Raw genomic sequence first — 16,968 nt, 5'->3', positions numbered from 1 at the left:
GGTTACCGTTGGGTGGCAGATTTGAGATGTTTGTCGATTGAACCGCCGCCATCGCAGGCAAGCCAGCTCCCACCTTTTGATCTGTGTACTTCAATCAATTTTCTTCAGCCCACAGACTTTTCCGGTGCCCCAAGGGTCAACATCCTTCATGCACCTTTGACCCAGGAGATTCCCTCAAATGACCACCCCCAAAGCCCTGTTGATCCTCCATGGCAAACAAGCCCTCAACGAGGATGTGCGCGCTGCCGTGCTGGCGCGGCGGGAGCAGGGTGGGGAGTTGGCCGTGCGGGTGACGTGGGAGGGCGGTGATGCTCAGCGCCTGGTCAATGAAGCCTTGGCCGCGGGCTACACCCATATCATTGCCGGCGGTGGCGACGGCACCTTGCGCGATGTGGCTGAAGCCATGGCCCATGCCAACACTGACGCCAGCCTGGTGCTGATGCCCCTGGGCACCGCCAATGATTTCGCCAAGGCGGCAGGTGTGCCGTTGGAGCCGGCTGGCGCCCTGGCCTTGCTGGACGTGCAGCCCAGGGCCATCGACCTTGGCCAGGTGGGTGGGCAGATCTTTCTGAATATGGCCACCGGAGGTTTTGGTAGCCAGGTCACGGCCAATACCTCCGAAGATTTGAAGAAGGTCCTGGGCGGTGCCGCTTACCTGTTTACCGGTTTAACCCGCTTCAGTGAATTGAAAGCCGCCTACGGTGAATTGGAAGGCCCGGATTTCCACTGGAAAGGCGAGTTGCTCGCGCTGGGCATCGGTAACGGTCGCCAGGCCGGTGGCGGGCATGTGTTGTGCCCTGGTGCATTGGCTGATGACGGGCTGCTGGATGTCAGCATCCTGCCGGCGCCGCAGGAAGTGGTCGGCACGTTGCGTGAGTTGATGAATAACGGCTGGGGCCTGGACACCATGTTCGTGCGCGCACGCCTGCCGTGGGTGAAGATCAAGGTCGCGCAGGGCTTGTACATTAACCTCGACGGTGAGCCGCTGGAAGGCGACGACCTGCATTTCGAAGCGCTGCCCAAGGCGCTGCGCGTGCACTTGCCGCTGGGGTCGCCGTTAGTCGTCCAGGCTGATGATCTGCTCGCGCACGGCAAATAACACCAGGCCCGCCACATCAAAAATCTGCAAGCGCTTCATGATCTGTGAGCGGTGGGCTTCGACGGTCTTGATGCTCAGGCCCAGGCCGTGGGCAATTTCCCGGGTGGATTTGCCGCGCACGATCAAGCGCAGGATCTCCAGTTGCCGCGCCGTCAGGTTGTGGCTGTGGGCAACAGGCGTGCTGGGGCCCTGGCTGCGGACCAGCGCCTGATTGATCACCGTGTGGGCAATGGCGGGGCTCAGGTAGCGTTCGTTGTTACGCAGCGCTTGCAGGGCGTGTTCCAGTTCGTTGGCGGTGGTGTCCTTGAGCAGGTAGCCGTGGGCGCCAGACTCCAGGGCGCGCATGATCATCTCGGGGTCGGTGTGCATCGACAGGATCAGCACTTTGCACTTGGGGTAGGCGCGCTTGAGTTGCTGCAAGGCATCCAGGCCGCCGGTGTGTTTCATCGACAGGTCCAGCAGCACAATGTCGGGCTGCAGGGCGCTGAATGCCTCAAGCAGTTGCGCGCCATCGCTGGCCTCGCCCACCACGGCGTAGCCGGGGATATCCAGGATCAGTGCGCGCACGCCGGCGCGGATCAAGGCATGGTCATCGACCAGAAGCAAATTGCAGGTCACTGGAGAACCTTATGGGCACTGGCCCGTTCGAGGGCACGGGGTGCCCAGGGGAAAAGTGCGTGGATGCGTGCGCCTTTGCCCGGCTGGCTGCTGACGGACAAGGTGCCGCCCAACTGAAGGGCCCGTTCGCACATGCCGGCCATGCCCCGTTGGCCTACCTTGGCGGGGTCGGCGGCAGGTTCGAAGCCTTGGCCGTCATCGCAGATCATCAGCGACAGCCCTTCAGGCAAGCGTTGCAGGCGCACCAGCAGGTTGTGCGCGTTGGCATGGCGCAGCATGTTGGTGACCGCTTCCTGGGTGATGCGAAAGGCCGCCACGGCCATTTCTTCAGGAATACCGGTGAGCCGTTGCTGGCACTCCAGGCTCCAGCACACCTGGGTATTTTCCAGGGTCTTGAGCAGGTGCGCGCGCAGGCTCGCTTCCAGCCCCAGGCTTGCCAGTTGGCGCGGGTTGAGGATGGCGGACACGTCGCGCACCTTGGCCAGGGTTTCATTGAGGGTGTTGCACAGCACCGAGCAATGGCTTTGCAGGTCGTCGGGCAGGCGACGCTGCAGCCATTCGCTTTGCAGCTTGGCGGCGGTCAGCAATTGGCCGATGTCATCGTGCAATTCGCGGCTGAGGCGGTGGCGTTCGTTTTCCTGGACTTGCAGCAGGCGGTCGGCCAGTTCCTGGGGCTGAAACTTGATGGCGTTGCGCGAGCGCCACTGGTGCAGCGCTACCACCGCCAACGTGGCCAGGTTGAGCAGCACAATCAGTAACGGCAACGGCGCGCCTTGCAGGTAAACCCATAGGCTGACCAGCAATGAACACAGGCACAGGGCAAGGATGAGGCTGCGCGCATGGCAGTGGGACACGAACCTTGCGATGAGTGACTTGAGGCTGGCGTACATAGCGGATGGAGCCAATGAGGGTTCACTGCGCGAAGACCGGTCACGGCGGTTGACTGGGCTCTGTCGAGCGTGCGGTGCCGGATCGTGGTTATCCATAATGAAGTTGCTTCATTTCGAGCGGGGCATGGTACCACCCCTGTTACCGTTGGTCGCCTGGCATATTCCTCGGTCGATATATTAACCACGGAAATGCCCTGGCAGCCCGGCCAGCGCTATTGAGTTGTATTAGTTAGCCTGGTTTGTACAACTTTTAAGGTGCTGGCTAATTGATATTTCTTCAGGCTCTGAAAGCGCTTTCATAGTTGACGTAAAGGGTCGTTTTTAGATAACTCTGATATTAAATACGACCTTTTTTGCTTTAAGACCTCTGTTGTAAACGCGACTGGTGGCCGTAGTCTTTTTGCGGGATCTGCGAAGTCACCGTGGCAATCAACGAAGTTTGCTCACTGTCATCCAGGCCCAGTTCCCCGGTACGGATGTCAATCAGTTCCAGTTGCCAGGCCAGCAACGTCAGGCAGTCGTGCAACGCATCCAGGGCTTGGTCATGCAGTTGCACCGGGCTCACGGCATTGGCGATCAGGTATTGAATATGCCGAGAGAATTCGCTGATCGCCTGCAGGGCCAGGCCGTCAGCCTTTTCAGCCAGTTTGGCCAGGCTGGTTTTCATGCAGTCGATGGCGTCGCTGTCATTGCGGATCAAATGCAGGTGGTTCAGGCATTCCTCGGACTTGGCCAGCAGCATTTCGGCTTCCAGCAAAAACTCGGGAAGTGCGGTTTGCCATTCGTTCGCGCTATTCATCATGCAAGTCTCCACAACTTAAGGTCGGGTGATGAGATGTCGCACCGGGTGAATGGCTTAAAACTAGCGCTGAAATACGACTGGGGCGTGTAGGCTGCTTCCGATAATCCAGTAGGACGGTTATTGAAAAGCTCACGAATGCCGCCTTTAGCCGCTGTTATGCGAGATGACGCAACTTCAGTTGCCGATACGTGAGTGCCTGAAAGGCCCGTAGACCAAGGGCTTGGGTTGGCAAACAAAAGCCTGACTCCATTCATGCAATGAGAATGGCGTCACATTAATGGCTATTAGATATCGCGAATATCAGGTTGGGCCCGATTGCGCATAGGGGAATCCCTTACAAGGCGGAACCGCGCGCCGATTCGAGTGTCGTGCGGGGTCGGTGTAAGCGTTCTGAAGGGTGAATGCAGTAAAGCATGATGTCAGTGTGACATCAATGTGTTTGCGTGGCATTTTAACAGGGTCAAGGTTTGGCGCTTGCCGCCGATAACCGCCTATACGAACCGCACACCCCTTCAGCGCACACCTGCGTGTACACCAGGAGCTTTCAATGGCCGGCATTCTCGACACGGTAGATCAACGCACGCAATTGGTGGGTGAGAATCGCCTGGAAATTCTCATGTTCCGCCTCTTCGGACGGCAATTGTTCGCGATCAACGTGTTCAAGGTGCAGGAAGTGCTGCAACTGCCCAAACTGACCCTGATGCCCCAGCGCCATCCCTTTGTTTGCGGCGTGGTCAACCTGCGTGGCCAGACCCTGCCGGTGATCGACCTGTCCCAGGCCATCGGCATGCGGCCTTTGGTGCCTGGCCCTAACAGCACCATTATCGTCACCGAGTACAACCGCTCGGTGCAGGCGTTTCTGGTGGGCGGCGTGGACCGCATCGTCAACATGAACTGGGAAGCCATCCTGCCGCCGCCGACCAGCGCCGGTCGCCAGCACTACCTCACGGCCATCAGCAAGGTCGATGAGCAACTGGTGGAAATCATCGACGTGGAAAAAGTCCTCGCCGAGATCGTGCCCTACAACGCCAAGGTCTCCCGGGACAAACTTGAAGACCCGGTGCTGGAGCGTGCCCGTGGTCGCGAAGTACTGCTGGTGGATGATTCCAACGTGGCCTTGTCGCAGTTGCGTGACACCCTGGGCCAGTTGGGCGTGAAGATGCACATTGCCAGCGACGGCCTCAAGGCTCTGAACATGCTCAAGGCCTGGGCCGACAGCGGCCAGGTGATGACCGACAAACTGCTGATGATCTTCACCGACGCCGAAATGCCCGAGATGGATGGCTACCGCCTCACCACCGAGATCCGCAACGACCCGCGCCTGCGTGGCCTCTATGTGGTGATGCACACGTCGCTGTCGGGCAGCTTCAACGACTCGATGGTCAAGAAGGTCGGCTGCGACAATTTCCTCTCCAAATTCCAGCCGGACAAGCTGGTGGACGTGGTGCGTCAGCGTCTGATGTTGGACGAAATGCCCGCCTGACTTTAGGATGACACTTTGTTTCCTAGGAAGGCAGGCCCATGCTGCGTCTCAGCGCGTTGTACCGTTACCCCTTGAAGTCCGGCAAGGCCCAAGCCTTGCAGCAGATTGGCCTGGATACACTCGGGTTGGACGGGGATCGACGCTGGATGCTGGTGGATGAAGCCAGCGGGCGGTTCCTGACGCAACGGGCGGTGGCGAAGATGAGCCAGCTCTCGGCGTTGTGGAACAGCAGCGGGGGCTTGACCCTGAGTTCGCCGGGCTACGCGCCGTTGGACGTGGCATTGCCGGGCAGCGCCAGCGAACTGCGCGGTGTGACCATCTGGCGTGACACCCTGCGCGTGCCGGATGCTGGCGATGAGGCTGCGGCCTGGGTCAGCGAGTTCATCGGCAAGCCGACGCGCCTGGTGCAACTGCCCCTGGAACGTGCGCGCACCACCGAAGCCGGGTATGGCAAGGATGACGACAAGGTCGGCTTCGCTGACGGCTACCCGTTGCTGTTGATCGGCCAGGGCTCCCTCGACGACTTGTGTGAAAAGATCGGCCGCCCGATGCAGATGCTGCGTTTTCGTCCCAACCTCGTCATCGAAGGCGCCGAGGCCTTCGCCGAAGATGGCTGGAAGCGCGTGCGCATCGGCGAGGTGGAGTTTCGGGTGGTCAAGCCGTGCTCGCGGTGCATCCTCACCACCATCGACCCCCAGACCGGCGAACGCAGCCCCGACCGGGAGCCCTTCGCCACGCTGGAAACCTACCGCAAGACCGAAAAGGGCGCGATGTTCGGCCAGAACCTGGTCAACGATGGCGTTGGTCGCCTGGAAGTCGGCATGCCGGTAACGGTGCTGGAATAAAAAAAGCCCGTCTCGTGGGAGACGGGCTTTTTGCGTGCGGCGGGTATTGCTTAGCCGCGGTATTCACACAGGTAGGCAGTATCCACCGCAACCTTCAACTGGAACTTGCTGTTGGCCGGGACGTGGAACTGGCTGCCGGCGGCGAAGGTTTCCCAGTCGCTGCTCTCAGGCAGCTTCACGGTCAGGGCGCCCGACACCACGTGCATGATTTCGCGTTGGGCGGTGCCGAATTCGTATTCACCCGGAGCCATCACGCCGATGGTCGCTGGCCCTTCTGCGGTGCCGAAAGCGATCGACTTGACGGTGCCGTCGAAGTACTCGTTGACTTTGAACATGGGTGAATCCTCGGAAAAAGGTCAAGGCTTACGCCAACCACTGTAGGAGCGAGCTTGCTCGCGAAAAACCTGAGAACACCGCGTTTAACCCGAGGCGCTGCGTTTTCGTTGGCGATCTTCGCGAGCAAGCTCGCTCCTACAGGGCAGCAGGAAAATGGTTGGCCAGTATGCCCAAGGCTGCAAGCGCTGCCTAGACTGGCAAAATCAAGGGCAGCAGGCGCGCGGTATTGCGTGCATCCTCCAGGGCGCGATGCTGCTGGCCATTGAATTGCATCCCGGCCAATTGCAGCGCCCCATTGAGCCCCAGCGGTTTTTCCAGACGCCGGGCCTTGGCAAAGCGTTGCTTGAGGTTCACATGCGGGGTGTCGCCCAGGGCGCTGGCGAGACCATGGCGCTGCCACTCCAGCTCAAGCTGCACGCGGTCATAATCCCCCCAACTGGCCCAGCCTTCCAGGCGTGGCTGATGTTGGCCCAGCCAGCGCTCGAACAGCGGCCATACCTCGGTGATCGGCGCGGCCATGTCGATATTGGCCTGGGTGATATGGGTGAGTTTGCGGCAAAAGGGCGTCAGCAATGGCCGCCGCAAGGGCCGCACAAAGCGCTGGAAGTGGTCCAGTTCGCGGCCCTGGCGGTTGACCAGGCTGGCGCCGATCTCGATGACTTCCATCTCCGTCACGGGCCAGCCGCCGTCATCCGTTGTGGCTTCAAGGTCAATAATCAGCCAATGAGGCATGGTGCAGGTTCCCGTACTCGTCCCTTCCTGATGGGGATAGAGCGTAGCCCGGCCCTGTAGTTCCGCCTAGGGGCGTTATTGGATCTCGAGCAAAACCTGGCGGTTGCGCACCTGATCGCCCGTCACGACGCGCAGTTCCTTGACCGTGCCATCGATACCGGCCTTCAACGGGTGCTCCATTTTCATCGCTTCAAGCACCAGCAAAAGCTGGCCTTTGCTGACGTTTTCACCGACGCACACCCGTATATCGACGATGGCGCCGTCCATGGGGGCCTGGACCGTGCCGCTGCTGGCATCGGCAGGGCGGCTGGCAACTTGCTGGGTGCGGTCGGTGACGGTCAGCCCTGGCAGCCACAGCCGGTTGCCGTCCAGGTGATAGGCGATGCGGCGGCGAACCCCTTTGATGACAAAGGTGGCGTGGCGACCGTCGGTGGTGAGTGGCAGGTCGTCAATGGTCACGCTATGGAGTTGGCCGTTGATCTCCAGGCGGTATGTCACCGGGGCACTCGCCGTGTTGCGCCAGCGTGCGAGGGGGTGTGAGTGCTGGTTGGCGCTGTGTTGATAAAACAGCGCGGCGGCCAGCGAGAGCTGTTCAGCGGTCGCTGTGTGCTGTGGGATGACGCTGAAATGTTCGGCGATCAAGCCCGTGCTGAAGTCGCCGGCGATAAAGTCCGGGTGCTTGAGCAGGTCGATGAGCAAGCGCTGATTGGTCGCCATGCCGAGTAACACCGTGTCTTCCACGGCCCGCAGCAATTTCCGCCGGGCTTCTTCGCGGCTGGCGCCGTGGGCGATGATCTTGCCCAGCATCGGGTCGTAGAACGGGCTGATGGTTTGGCCTTCACGCAAGCCATGGTCGATGCGCACGCCGGGGGCGGGTTCCCAACGCAACACGTCACCGGTTTGCGGCAGGAAGCCCTGGGCCGGGTCTTCGGCGTACAGGCGCACTTCCATGGCGTGGCCGGTCAGGGTCACCTGTGATTGGGTGAGTGGCAGCGCTTGCCCGGCGGCGATCTGCAACTGCCAGTCCACCAGGTCGAGGCCGGTGATCATCTCGGTGACGGGATGCTCCACTTGAAGGCGCGTGTTCATTTCCAGGAAATAGAACTGGCCGTTGCGGTCGAGCAGAAACTCCACGGTGCCGGCACCCACATAGTTCACCGCCCGCCCGGCCTTGAGCGCGGCTTCGCCCATGGCCTGGCGCAGTTCGGGCGTCATCACGGGGCAGGGCGCTTCTTCGATGACTTTTTGATGGCGGCGCTGGATCGAACAGTCGCGCTCGCCGAGGTAGATGAGGTTGCCATGGCGGTCGCCGAACAGTTGCACTTCCACGTGGCGCGGGTCGATCAGCGCCTGTTCGAGGATCAGTTCGTCGCTGCCGAACGCATTCATGGCTTCCGAGCGTGCGGTGCGCAGTTGCTCCAGCAACTGTTCGCGCTGGTGCACCAGGCGCATGCCACGCCCACCGCCACCGGCGCTGGCCTTGATCATCAGCGGGAAGCCGATGCGCTCGGCTTCCTGCTGCAAGGTGGCGTCATCCTGGGCACTGCCCTGGTAGCCGGCGATGCAGGGCACGCCGGCGTCGAGCATGGCGAGTTTGGACAGGCGTTTGCTGCCCATCAGTTCGATGGCCTCGACGCTGGGGCCGATGAAGGTGAGAGTGGCCTGTTGGCAGGCGCGGGCGAAGTCGGGGTTTTCGGAGAGGAAGCCGTAGCCGGGGTGGATGGCGTCGGCGCCGGTCAGTTGTGCGGCGGTGAGGATGGCCTGTGTGTTCAGGTAGGACTGGTGTACGGGCGCCGGGCCGATGTGCACGGCTTCGTCGGCCATCTGTACGTGCAGGGCATCGGAATCTGCGTCGCTGTAGACGGCCACGGTGCGATAGCCCAGGGCCTGGGCGGTGCGCTGGATGCGGCAGGCGATTTCGCCGCGGTTGGCGATCAGGATCTTGGTGAATGCGGGCATTGGGTTATCCCTTGGCTGATGGGGTGTTTGTTCTGGCCTCTTCGCGAGCAAGCCCGCTCCCACAGGTTGGAATGCATTTCAAATGTGGGAGCGGGCTTGCTCGCGAAGGCGTCATTTGCACCACCGAGGCTTTCGCTTCTGCACAAACGCCTGCGTCCCCTCAACCCCTTCCTCACTCCTCACCGCCTCGGCAAACCACTGCGCCCCGCGATCCAGCACGGTCTCAAGCGGCTCATCCACACTGGCCAACAATAAGGCCTTGGTCCGCGCATTCGCCCCCGGCGCACACTGCAACACCTGCCCCAATACCTCATCCACCCGCTGCGCCAATGCCTGCGAGTCGTGCTCGACAAAATGCACCACGCCCAACCGCCCTGCCTCCACCCCATCAAACCGAGCCGCCGTCAGCGCCAGGCGCCGCGCGTGGGTAAGGCCAATACGCTTGACCACAAACGGCGCAATCTGCGCCGGCAGCAACCCCAGGCGGGTCTCAGGCAAGCCGAACTGCGCCTGGCCCGCTGCAATCGCAATATCACTCACGCACGCCAGCCCGAACCCACCGCCCAGCACCGCGCCTTGCAGCACCACGATCACCACTTGCGCCAGCGCCTGAACCTCTTGCAGCAAGGTGCCAAACGCACGGTTCAATGCTTGCAACTGACCCCCGGCGCCGGCCAGATCCTTCACATCGGCCCCCGCGCAAAAATGCCCGCCCGCGCCGCTGATCACCACGGCACGCACCTGGCTGTCCAACTGCGCCAGTACAGCACGCAGTTCATTGACCATTTCAAGGCTCATCGCATTGCGGCATTCGGGGCGGTTGAGGGTGATGTGCAGCACGCCGTTATGGGCTTCGAGCAGCAAGGTATTCATGGCTTTTTACCGGGCAGGGTGCCCATCAGTTTGCAGATGATGCCCAGCATGATTTCGTCGGCACCGCCGCCAATCGACACCAGGCGCACGTCGCGATAGGCGCGGGCCACCGGGTTGTCCCACATGAAACCCATGCCGCCCCAATATTGCAGGCAACTGTCGCTGACCTCACGGCCCAGCCGCCCGGCCTTGAGCTTGGCCATTGAGGCCAGCCGCGTGACGTCCTGGCCCTTGATGTACTGCTCGGTGGCCTGGTAGACCAAGGCGCGCAGGCATTCGATTTCGGTGGCCAGTTCCGCCAGGCGGAAGTGGATCACCTGGTTATCAATGAGCGCTTTGCCGAAGGTCTGGCGCTCTTTGCAGTATTCGATGGTGCTGTCGATGCAGTGCTCCAGGCCCTTGATCATATTGGCCGCGCCGAACAGGCGTTCTTCCTGGAACTGCAACATCTGCATCATGAAGCCCGCGCCCTCGTGGCCGATGCGGTTGCGTTGCGGCACGCGCACGCCATCGAAAAACACCTGGGCGGTCTCGGAGCTGTGCATGCCGAGTTTTTCCAACGGCGGGCTGACGCTGATGCCGGGGCTGTTCATCGGCACCATGATCAGCGACTTGTTGATATGCGGTTTGTCGTCGGACGTGTTGGCCAGCAGGCAGATGAAGTCGGCGCTGGGCGAATTGGTGATCCACATCTTGCTGCCGTTGATCACATAGTCGTCGCCCTCCTTGCGCGCATGGGTCTTGAGCCCGGCCACGTCGGAGCCGGCACCGGTTTCCGAGACGCCGATGCAGCCGACCTGTTCGCCGCTGATGGCTGGGCGCAGGAACTCCTCGCGCAGTTCATCGGAGCCGAAGCGCGCCAAGGCAGGGGTGCACATGTCGGTCTGCACGCCGATGGACATGGGGATGCCGCCGCAGCGGATGGTGCCGAACTCTTCGGCGGCGACGATGGAATAGCTGTAGTCCAGGCCCATGCCGCCGAATTTTTCCGGTTTGGAGATGCCCAGCAGGCCGAGGTCGCCGGCTTTGCGGAAGATCTCGTGAATGGGAAAACGCCCGGCTTTTTCCCATTCATCCACGTGCGGGTTGATCTCGCGGTCGACGAAGGCGCGCACGGTGCGGCGCAGTTCCTGGTGTTCCTGGGTGAAGATCATTTTTATTGTTCTCCTGATTAGAAGCGCGCCACACCAAAGCTGTTCGGTTGCAGTTGCCGCCGTTCGGCTTCGTGACAGATATCCAGCAAAAAACCGAGCAAGGTGCGGGTGTCCCGTGGATCAATCAGCCCGTCGTCCCACAGGTTGGCGCTGCCGTAGAGGGCGGTGGACTGGCTGTCGAGTTTCTGCGCGGTGACCTGTTCGAGCATGTCGAGCACCTTGGGGTCGGGCACCAGGCCGTCCTTGAGTTGCTTGGCCTCGGTGACAATGCGCAGCACTTTGCCGGCCTGTGCGCCGCCCATCACCGCGGTGCGGCTGTTGGGCCAGGCGAAGATAAAGCGCGGGTCCAGGCCGCGGCCGCACATCGCGTAGTTGCCAGCACCGTAGGAGCCACCGACCACGATAGTGAGTTTAGGCACACGGGCGTTGGCCACTGCCTGGATCATCTTCGCACCGTGTTTGATCACCCCTTGCTGTTCCGACTCGGTGCCCACCATGAAACCGGTGGTGTTGTGCAAAAACAGCAGCGGCGTGCGGCTCTGGTCGCACAGCTGGATAAACTGCGCGGCTTTGCTCGCGCCCTTCGGCGTGATGGGGCCGTTATTGCCAATCACCCCCACGGCACGCCCCTGGATGTGCAAATGGGCGCAGACAGTGTGGGGGTCGAACTCACCCTTGAATTCCAGCAGGTTGGAACCGTCGGCCAGGCGCGCCAGGATTTCGCGCACGTCGTATGGTTTTTTCGGGTCATCGGGGATCAGCCCCAACAGCTCTTCAATCGGGTACAGCGGTTCGCGATAGGCGCGTTGGGGGGCCTGCGGCAAGCGGTCATTCCAGGGCAGCAGGCCCACAATCTCACGCACGATCCGCACGCCATCGGCATCGTCCTGGGCCAGGTACTCAGCGGTGCCGGCGGTTTGCGCGTGCATCTGCGCGCCACCCAGTTCTTCATCGGTGGCGATTTCGCCGGTGGCGGCCTTGAGCAACGGTGGCCCGGCGAGGAACAGCTTGGCCTTGCCGCGCACCACCACCACGTAATCCGACAGGCCCGGCTGATACGCACCGCCGGCCGTGGCCGAACCATGCACCACGGTGATCTGCGGCAAGCCCATGGCCGACATGCGCGCCTGGTTGGCAAAGCTGCGTGCGCCTTCGACGAAAATCTCGGCGGCGTAGTTGAGGTTGGCGCCGCCGCTTTCGGCGAGGGTCACCACCGGCAATTTGTTCTCCATGGCGATCTGTTGCAGGCGCAGGGATTTCTTCAGCCCGGAGGGGGAAATGGTGCCGCCCTTGATCGCGCTGTTATTGGCCACCACCAGCATGCGCACGCCGCTGACATAGCCGATACCGGCGATCAGCCCGCCACCGGCGGCGCTGCCGTCCTTGTCGTCGTGGAGTTTGTAGCCGGCCAGGCTGGCCAGTTCCAGGAACGGCGCGCCGGGGTCCAGCAGCAGGTTGAGGCGCTCACGGGGCAGCAATTGGCCGCGCTTGTCGAACTTGGGCTTGGCTTCCTGGGCCTTGGCCAGCAGGGTGTGTTCCAGCTGGCGCAACTGGGTGATGGACGCCAGCATGGCTTCGCGGTTTTGCGCGAACGCTGGGCTGTTGGGGTCGATCAGGGTTTCAATGGTTGGCATGGCGTTATTGCTCCGCCTTGAGCACATCCGGCAGGTAGGCTCGGTGGAACCCATTGAACGGCTTGCTCGGTGCCTGCGCTTTGTGCAGCGGCCATGCGCGGCTGCCCAGGCTCGCGGCGCCGTCGATGCGCAGGGTGCTGCCGCTGATAAAGGCCGCAGCCGGGCTGAGCAGGAAGACGATGGCCGCGCTGACTTCCGACTCGGTGCCGATGCGCTTGAGCGGCACATGCTCACGCAGGGTGGGAATCACCGCCTTGAACGCGCCTTCGTAAGTGTCCATGCCGCTGGAGGCGATCCAGCCAGGCGCCACGGCGTTGACGCGCACCCCGGCATAGCCCCACTCAAACGCGGCGGTCTTGGTGAAGTTGTCCATGCCGGAGCGCGCCGCGCCGGAGTGGCCCATGCCGGGCATGCCGCCCCACATGTCGGCGAGCATGTTGACGATTGCGCCGCCGTGCTTGCTCATCGACTGGTTGAACACCTCCCGGGCCATCAGGAAACCGCCCACCAGGTTGGTGCGCAGTACGGTTTCAAAGCCCTTTTGATTGATCGCGGCCAGTGGCGACGGGTATTGGCCGCCGGCGTTATTCACCAGGCCATGAATGGGGCCGTGGTCGTGCAGAACTTGCGTGACCAGTGCCTTCACCGCCTCTTCATCGCGGATATCACAGGCCTGCCAATGGGCGAGGCCACCGTCTTCGGTAATTTCCTGGGCTACCTGCTGCAACTTGTCCGGCTTGCGCCCCACCAGGATCACGCGGGCGCCCAGGGCCGCCAGTTCATGGGCGGTGCAGCGGCCAATGCCACTGCCGCCACCGGTGACGATCAGGGTGTGCCCCTGGAACAGGTCGGCTTTGAAGATCGAATCGAAGGCCACGGCGACAGTCCTTTAGCTGAGTTGGTCGGCAATGTGCTGCGGTACGGCGATGGGGATTTCCAGCAGTTGCTGGGCGAAGGCCTTGCCCTGGGGGTCGATGCGCAGGCTGGCGATGCCGCCACCGCCCAAGGCGTTTTCCAGCAGGAAGTTGAGGCTGTGGCTGCCGGGCAAGTACCAGCGTTCGACGCGGCCATGGATCGGGTCGAGCACGTGGTCCATCCAGTCGACGATCACCTCCGGGGTCAGGGCTTCGGCGATCCACGGCAGGTAGTCGGGGTGGCGGGCGATCACCCCGATATTGCTGTGGTTGCCCTTGTCACCGGAGCGCGCCACGGCGAGTTTGACCAGCGGCACGCTGGCGTCGGCACGGCCCTGGGGCTTGGCCGGCTCGATGGGCGCGGCCGGCGTGAGCAGGGGCGCGCAGGCGGGCAACTCAACGGCATGGCGTTGGCCCTGGTAATCGATGGCGACGGTGCAGGACGATTTGTCGATCAGGAACGAAAACAGCCGGATCAGCGGGTACACCGTCGGCCGCCCGCCGACAATGCCGGTCAGGCCCGGCGCCATGCCGGTGGCCGCCTGGGCGATCTCGCGCGCGAACAGCACCAGCGCCTGCTTGCTCGGGTGCCGCACCGCCAGCTTCACCACCACTTCACGGCAATCCACACGCCGGGCATGGGCGCCGTAGGTGGCTTCGCTGCCCAGCAGTTCGATGTTGACGTCGGTGTAGGGGGGCCAGCCGCGCTGGCTGAACAGCTCTGATGTTTTGTTGATGAGCGCCTGGCTGACCCGCTTGGCCTTGGCTACCGCGTCGATGCCGGCGATCAGGCAGCTGGCGGTACAGCGAAAGCCATCGGGGTAGGTGGCGCTGACCTTGTACTGGTCGGTGGGTGGCAGGCCTTTGGCGCCGTGCAGGCGCACCGCGTGTTTGCCTTGTTGCTGCAGTTTGACCTGGCTGAAATCGCAGATCACGTCCGGCAGCACATAGGCGCGCGGGTCACCGATTTCATACAGCAGTTGTTCGGACACGCTGAGTTCGCTGATCAGGCCGCCGCTGCCCTCGACCTTGTTCACAGTGAACTGGCCGTCGGCGCTGACTTCGACGATGGGGAAGCCGATGTGTTCGTAGTCGGGCACGTCACGCCAGTCGGTGAAGTTACCGCCGGTGCACTGCGCGCCGCACTCGATGATATGCCCGGCCAGGGCGGCCTGGGCCAGGTGATCGTAGTCCTGCCACGACCAGTTGAATTCATGCACCAGTGCCGCGCTGACCACTGCGCTGTCGACCACGCGGCCGGTGATGACAATATCGGCGCCGAGCCCCAAAGCCTGGGCAATGCCCGGTGCGCCGAGGTAGGCATTGGCGGACACGCACAGGGGCGGCAGTGGGGCACCGTTGAACATGTCGGTGACAGGCGGCAGCTGTTTGAGTTGAGGGTGCAGGTCATCGCCGAGCAACACGGCGATTTTCAGCGGGATGTGCGCGTTATCGCAGGCCGCTTGCAGGGCGGCGGCGCAGGCTTGGGGGTTGATGCCGCCGGCGTTGCTGATCACCCGAATGCCCTGACGTTGGATATCCGCCAGCAAGGGCGTGAGCACCTCGACAAAATCCGTGGCGTAGCCGGCCTTGGGGTCTTTCAGGCGGGCACCGGCGAGGATCGACATGGTGACTTCCGCCAGGTAATCGAACACCAGGTAATCCAGGGCGCCGCCCTGCACCAATTGGGCTGCGGCGGTGCAGGTGTCGCCCCAGAAGGCGCTGGCGCAGCCGATACGTACCGTCTTGCTCATGAGAAATCCTTCCTCCAAGGGCTGGCGTCGAGACTACCAAGCAAGCGCTTGGTTTGTAAACTCCAGTCACAAGTTTTACCCAAGCGCTTGCTTGGGTGGCAGTCACGGCCTAAATTGCCGGCCAAGACGACAGTAGACGTGAAGGAGAGCAGCATGGATGAGCACAAAGCCCTGGGGGTGATGCGCACCATGGTCGACGCAGGCCAATTGACCGACCCCGAGAGCGCCCGCGGCAAGTTGCTGCAAACCGCGGCTCATCTGTTTCGCAACAAGGGGTTCGAGCGCACCACCGTGCGAGATCTGGCCGGCGCCGTGGGCATCCAGTCCGGCAGCATCTTTCATCACTTCAAGAGCAAGGATGAGATCTTGCGTGCGGTGATGGAGGAAACCATCCACTACAACACCGCGATGATGCGCGCTTCACTGGAGGAGGCGAACACGGTGCGCGAACGCGTACTGGCGCTGATCCGCTGCGAGTTGCAGTCGATCATGGGCGGCAGTGGCGAGGCCATGGCGGTGCTGGTCTACGAATGGCGCTCGCTGTCGGCCGAAGGCCAGGCGCACGTGCTGGCCCTGCGTGACGTGTATGAGCAGATCTGGTTGCAGGTGCTGGGCGAGGCCAAGGCCGCTGGCTACATCCGGGGCGATGTGTTTATCACCCGGCGCTTCCTCACCGGCGCTTTGTCATGGACCACCACCTGGTTTCGCGCCCAAGGCAGCATGACCCTTGAAGAGTTGGCCGAAGAGGCCTTGTTGATGGTGCTGAAGGCGGACTGAAGCGCAAGCCATTAATTTGCTGGCGAAAGTTGTCTCCCCCGGTAAAAACGCCTAGCTTATCGGCATTGAACTCTTCAACGGTGTGTGCCTCGATGTTTTCGCCATGGCGGCTGGCTGCAGGACTTACTTTATGGGCACTGGGCACCGCCGCGTGGACGCAGGCCGGTGCCGCGCAGTTGGTGAGAATCGGTGCGGCGCACTTTCCGCCCTACACCGTGCGCCCCGAGCAAGGGGCCGACACCGGGTTGTTGCCGCAATTGGTCGAAGCGTTGAACGCTGCGCAAACCGATTACCAGTTTGTGGTGGTGCCTACCTCGATCCCCCGACGTTTTCGCGACTTCGAGCAAGGCCGGGTCGACATGGCGATCTTCGAAAACCCGGCCTGGGGTTGGCAGAATATTGCCCATACCAGTGTTGATATGGGGCTCGAAGATGCGGAAATTTTTGTCGCTCAGCGTCAGCCCGGGCGCGACCAGAGTTATTTTTCTGACCTTACCGGTAAACGTCTGGCGGTGTTCAGTGGGTATCACTATGCCTTTGCTGACTTCAATCCTGATCCCAAGAACATGGCCGAGCGTTTCAATGCGACGTTGACGTACTCCCATGACAGTAATCTGCTGATGGTTGCTCGTGGGCGTGCGGACATTGCGTTGGTTACCCGTTCGTACCTGAGTGATTTCATGGTGCGTAACGCGGACATGGCGGGGAAGTTTTTGGTGTCGGAGCGTATTGACCAGGTATATCACCACTATGCGTTGCTGCGGCCAAAGGCACCGATCACCGGGCCGGCGTTTGCCGGGTTGCTCAAGGGGCTGCGTGATAATGGCCAGATGTTGAAGATTTTCGAGCCGTATCGAATTGATGTGATGCCACTGCCTTGAAATCTCAGTAAATAAAAGCCTTCGGGGCCAGTGGGATCAACTGTGGGAGCTGGCTTGCCTGCGATGACGGCCTACCAGCCGACACCTATCTACCTGACACCCCACGATCCAACTGTGGGAGCGGGCTTGCTCGCGAAGGCGGCCTGACAATCAACACAGTTGGACGGGGTACATATCCGTTATTTAGGTAACGGCCACTTAGGGTTCCGCTCTGACA

General features: G+C 61.9%; 16 protein-coding genes. 5 read left to right on the top strand and 11 right to left on the bottom strand.

Annotated features, from left to right (window positions below; translation table 11 throughout):
• Positions 1-178 precede the first annotated feature (178 nt).
• Positions 179-1,099 (top strand): lipid kinase YegS, encoded by a 921-nt coding sequence (gene yegS / locus A7K61_RS26900; RefSeq protein ID WP_044272475.1) that lies wholly within the window; start codon positions 179-181, stop codon positions 1,097-1,099.
• On the opposite strand, the gene A7K61_RS26895 is transcribed toward yegS, so the two are convergent.
• The 3 genes from A7K61_RS26895 to A7K61_RS26885 form a co-directional block, all read right to left on the bottom strand.
• Complete coding sequence (locus A7K61_RS26895; RefSeq protein WP_044272473.1) at positions 1,058-1,717, bottom strand: response regulator transcription factor; 660 nt, start codon at positions 1,715-1,717, stop codon at positions 1,058-1,060. The genes yegS and A7K61_RS26895 overlap by 42 nt on opposite strands.
• Positions 1,714-2,607, bottom strand: a complete 894-nt coding sequence (locus tag A7K61_RS26890; RefSeq protein ID WP_044272471.1) for a sensor histidine kinase — start codon at positions 2,605-2,607, stop codon at positions 1,714-1,716. Before A7K61_RS26890 ends, A7K61_RS26895 begins: the two co-directional genes overlap by 4 nt.
• Before the next feature lie 358 nt (positions 2,608-2,965).
• Positions 2,966-3,409 (bottom strand): hypothetical protein, encoded by a 444-nt coding sequence (locus A7K61_RS26885; RefSeq protein ID WP_171905497.1) that lies wholly within the window; start codon positions 3,407-3,409, stop codon positions 2,966-2,968.
• Positions 3,410-3,956: 547 nt separating this feature from the next.
• Between A7K61_RS26885 and A7K61_RS26880 the strand changes: the two genes are divergently transcribed.
• Together A7K61_RS26880 and A7K61_RS26875 are read left to right on the top strand one after the other, a co-directional pair.
• Complete coding sequence (locus tag A7K61_RS26880; RefSeq protein WP_003192887.1) at positions 3,957-4,892, top strand: chemotaxis protein CheV; 936 nt, start codon at positions 3,957-3,959, stop codon at positions 4,890-4,892.
• A gap of 38 nt (positions 4,893-4,930) precedes the next feature.
• On the top strand, positions 4,931-5,737 hold the full coding sequence (locus A7K61_RS26875) for an MOSC domain-containing protein (protein ID WP_069558726.1): 807 nt from the start codon (positions 4,931-4,933) through the stop codon (positions 5,735-5,737).
• Between the two features lie 50 nt (positions 5,738-5,787).
• Here A7K61_RS26875 and A7K61_RS26870 read toward each other — a convergent pair whose 3' ends face one another.
• The 8 genes from A7K61_RS26870 to A7K61_RS26835 all read right to left on the bottom strand — a co-directional run bounded on the left by A7K61_RS26870 (position 5,788) and on the right by A7K61_RS26835 (position 15,093).
• The gene (locus A7K61_RS26870; protein WP_003192883.1) at positions 5,788-6,072 is read right to left on the bottom strand and encodes a pyrimidine/purine nucleoside phosphorylase; all 285 of its coding nucleotides are present in this window, start codon (positions 6,070-6,072) and stop codon (positions 5,788-5,790) included.
• A gap of 190 nt (positions 6,073-6,262) precedes the next feature.
• The gene (locus A7K61_RS26865) at positions 6,263-6,805 is read right to left on the bottom strand and encodes an exonuclease domain-containing protein (RefSeq protein ID WP_044272462.1); all 543 of its coding nucleotides are present in this window, start codon (positions 6,803-6,805) and stop codon (positions 6,263-6,265) included.
• Between the two features lie 75 nt (positions 6,806-6,880).
• A complete protein-coding gene (locus A7K61_RS26860; protein WP_069558725.1) occupies positions 6,881-8,764 on the bottom strand; it encodes an acetyl/propionyl/methylcrotonyl-CoA carboxylase subunit alpha in 1,884 nt (627 codons plus the stop codon).
• A 111-nt stretch (positions 8,765-8,875) separates the two neighbouring features.
• Complete coding sequence (locus A7K61_RS26855; RefSeq protein WP_047711488.1) at positions 8,876-9,637, bottom strand: enoyl-CoA hydratase/isomerase family protein; 762 nt, start codon at positions 9,635-9,637, stop codon at positions 8,876-8,878.
• Positions 9,634-10,791, bottom strand: coding sequence for a citronellyl-CoA dehydrogenase (gene atuD / locus A7K61_RS26850; protein WP_069558724.1), 1,158 nt, complete (start codon positions 10,789-10,791; stop codon positions 9,634-9,636). Before atuD ends, A7K61_RS26855 begins: the two co-directional genes overlap by 4 nt.
• A 17-nt stretch (positions 10,792-10,808) precedes the next feature.
• Positions 10,809-12,425 (bottom strand): geranyl-CoA carboxylase subunit beta, encoded by a 1,617-nt coding sequence (gene atuC / locus A7K61_RS26845; RefSeq protein ID WP_044274940.1) that lies wholly within the window; start codon positions 12,423-12,425, stop codon positions 10,809-10,811.
• Between the two features lie 4 nt (positions 12,426-12,429).
• Complete coding sequence (locus A7K61_RS26840) at positions 12,430-13,302, bottom strand: SDR family oxidoreductase (protein ID WP_069558723.1); 873 nt, start codon at positions 13,300-13,302, stop codon at positions 12,430-12,432.
• Positions 13,303-13,314: 12 nt separating this feature from the next.
• Positions 13,315-15,093 (bottom strand): acyclic terpene utilization AtuA family protein, encoded by a 1,779-nt coding sequence (locus tag A7K61_RS26835; protein ID WP_069558722.1) that lies wholly within the window; start codon positions 15,091-15,093, stop codon positions 13,315-13,317.
• A 153-nt stretch (positions 15,094-15,246) separates the two neighbouring features.
• Between A7K61_RS26835 and A7K61_RS26830 the strand changes: the two genes are divergently transcribed.
• Both A7K61_RS26830 and A7K61_RS26825 read left to right on the top strand, forming a co-directional pair.
• A complete protein-coding gene (locus A7K61_RS26830; protein ID WP_044274936.1) occupies positions 15,247-15,870 on the top strand; it encodes a TetR/AcrR family transcriptional regulator in 624 nt (207 codons plus the stop codon).
• A gap of 92 nt (positions 15,871-15,962) precedes the next feature.
• Positions 15,963-16,751 carry an ABC transporter substrate-binding protein gene (locus tag A7K61_RS26825; RefSeq protein ID WP_069558721.1) on the top strand — a complete coding sequence of 263 codons (789 nt, stop codon included), beginning with the start codon at positions 15,963-15,965 and terminating at the stop codon, positions 16,749-16,751.
• The last annotated feature ends 217 nt before the right edge of the window (positions 16,752-16,968 follow it).

The sequence above is a fragment of the Pseudomonas sp. AP42 genome (assembly GCF_001728935.1).
Classification (GTDB): Bacteria; Pseudomonadota; Gammaproteobacteria; order Pseudomonadales; family Pseudomonadaceae; genus Aquipseudomonas; species Aquipseudomonas lactis.
This window is presented reverse-complemented; position numbering and strand designations above follow the sequence as displayed.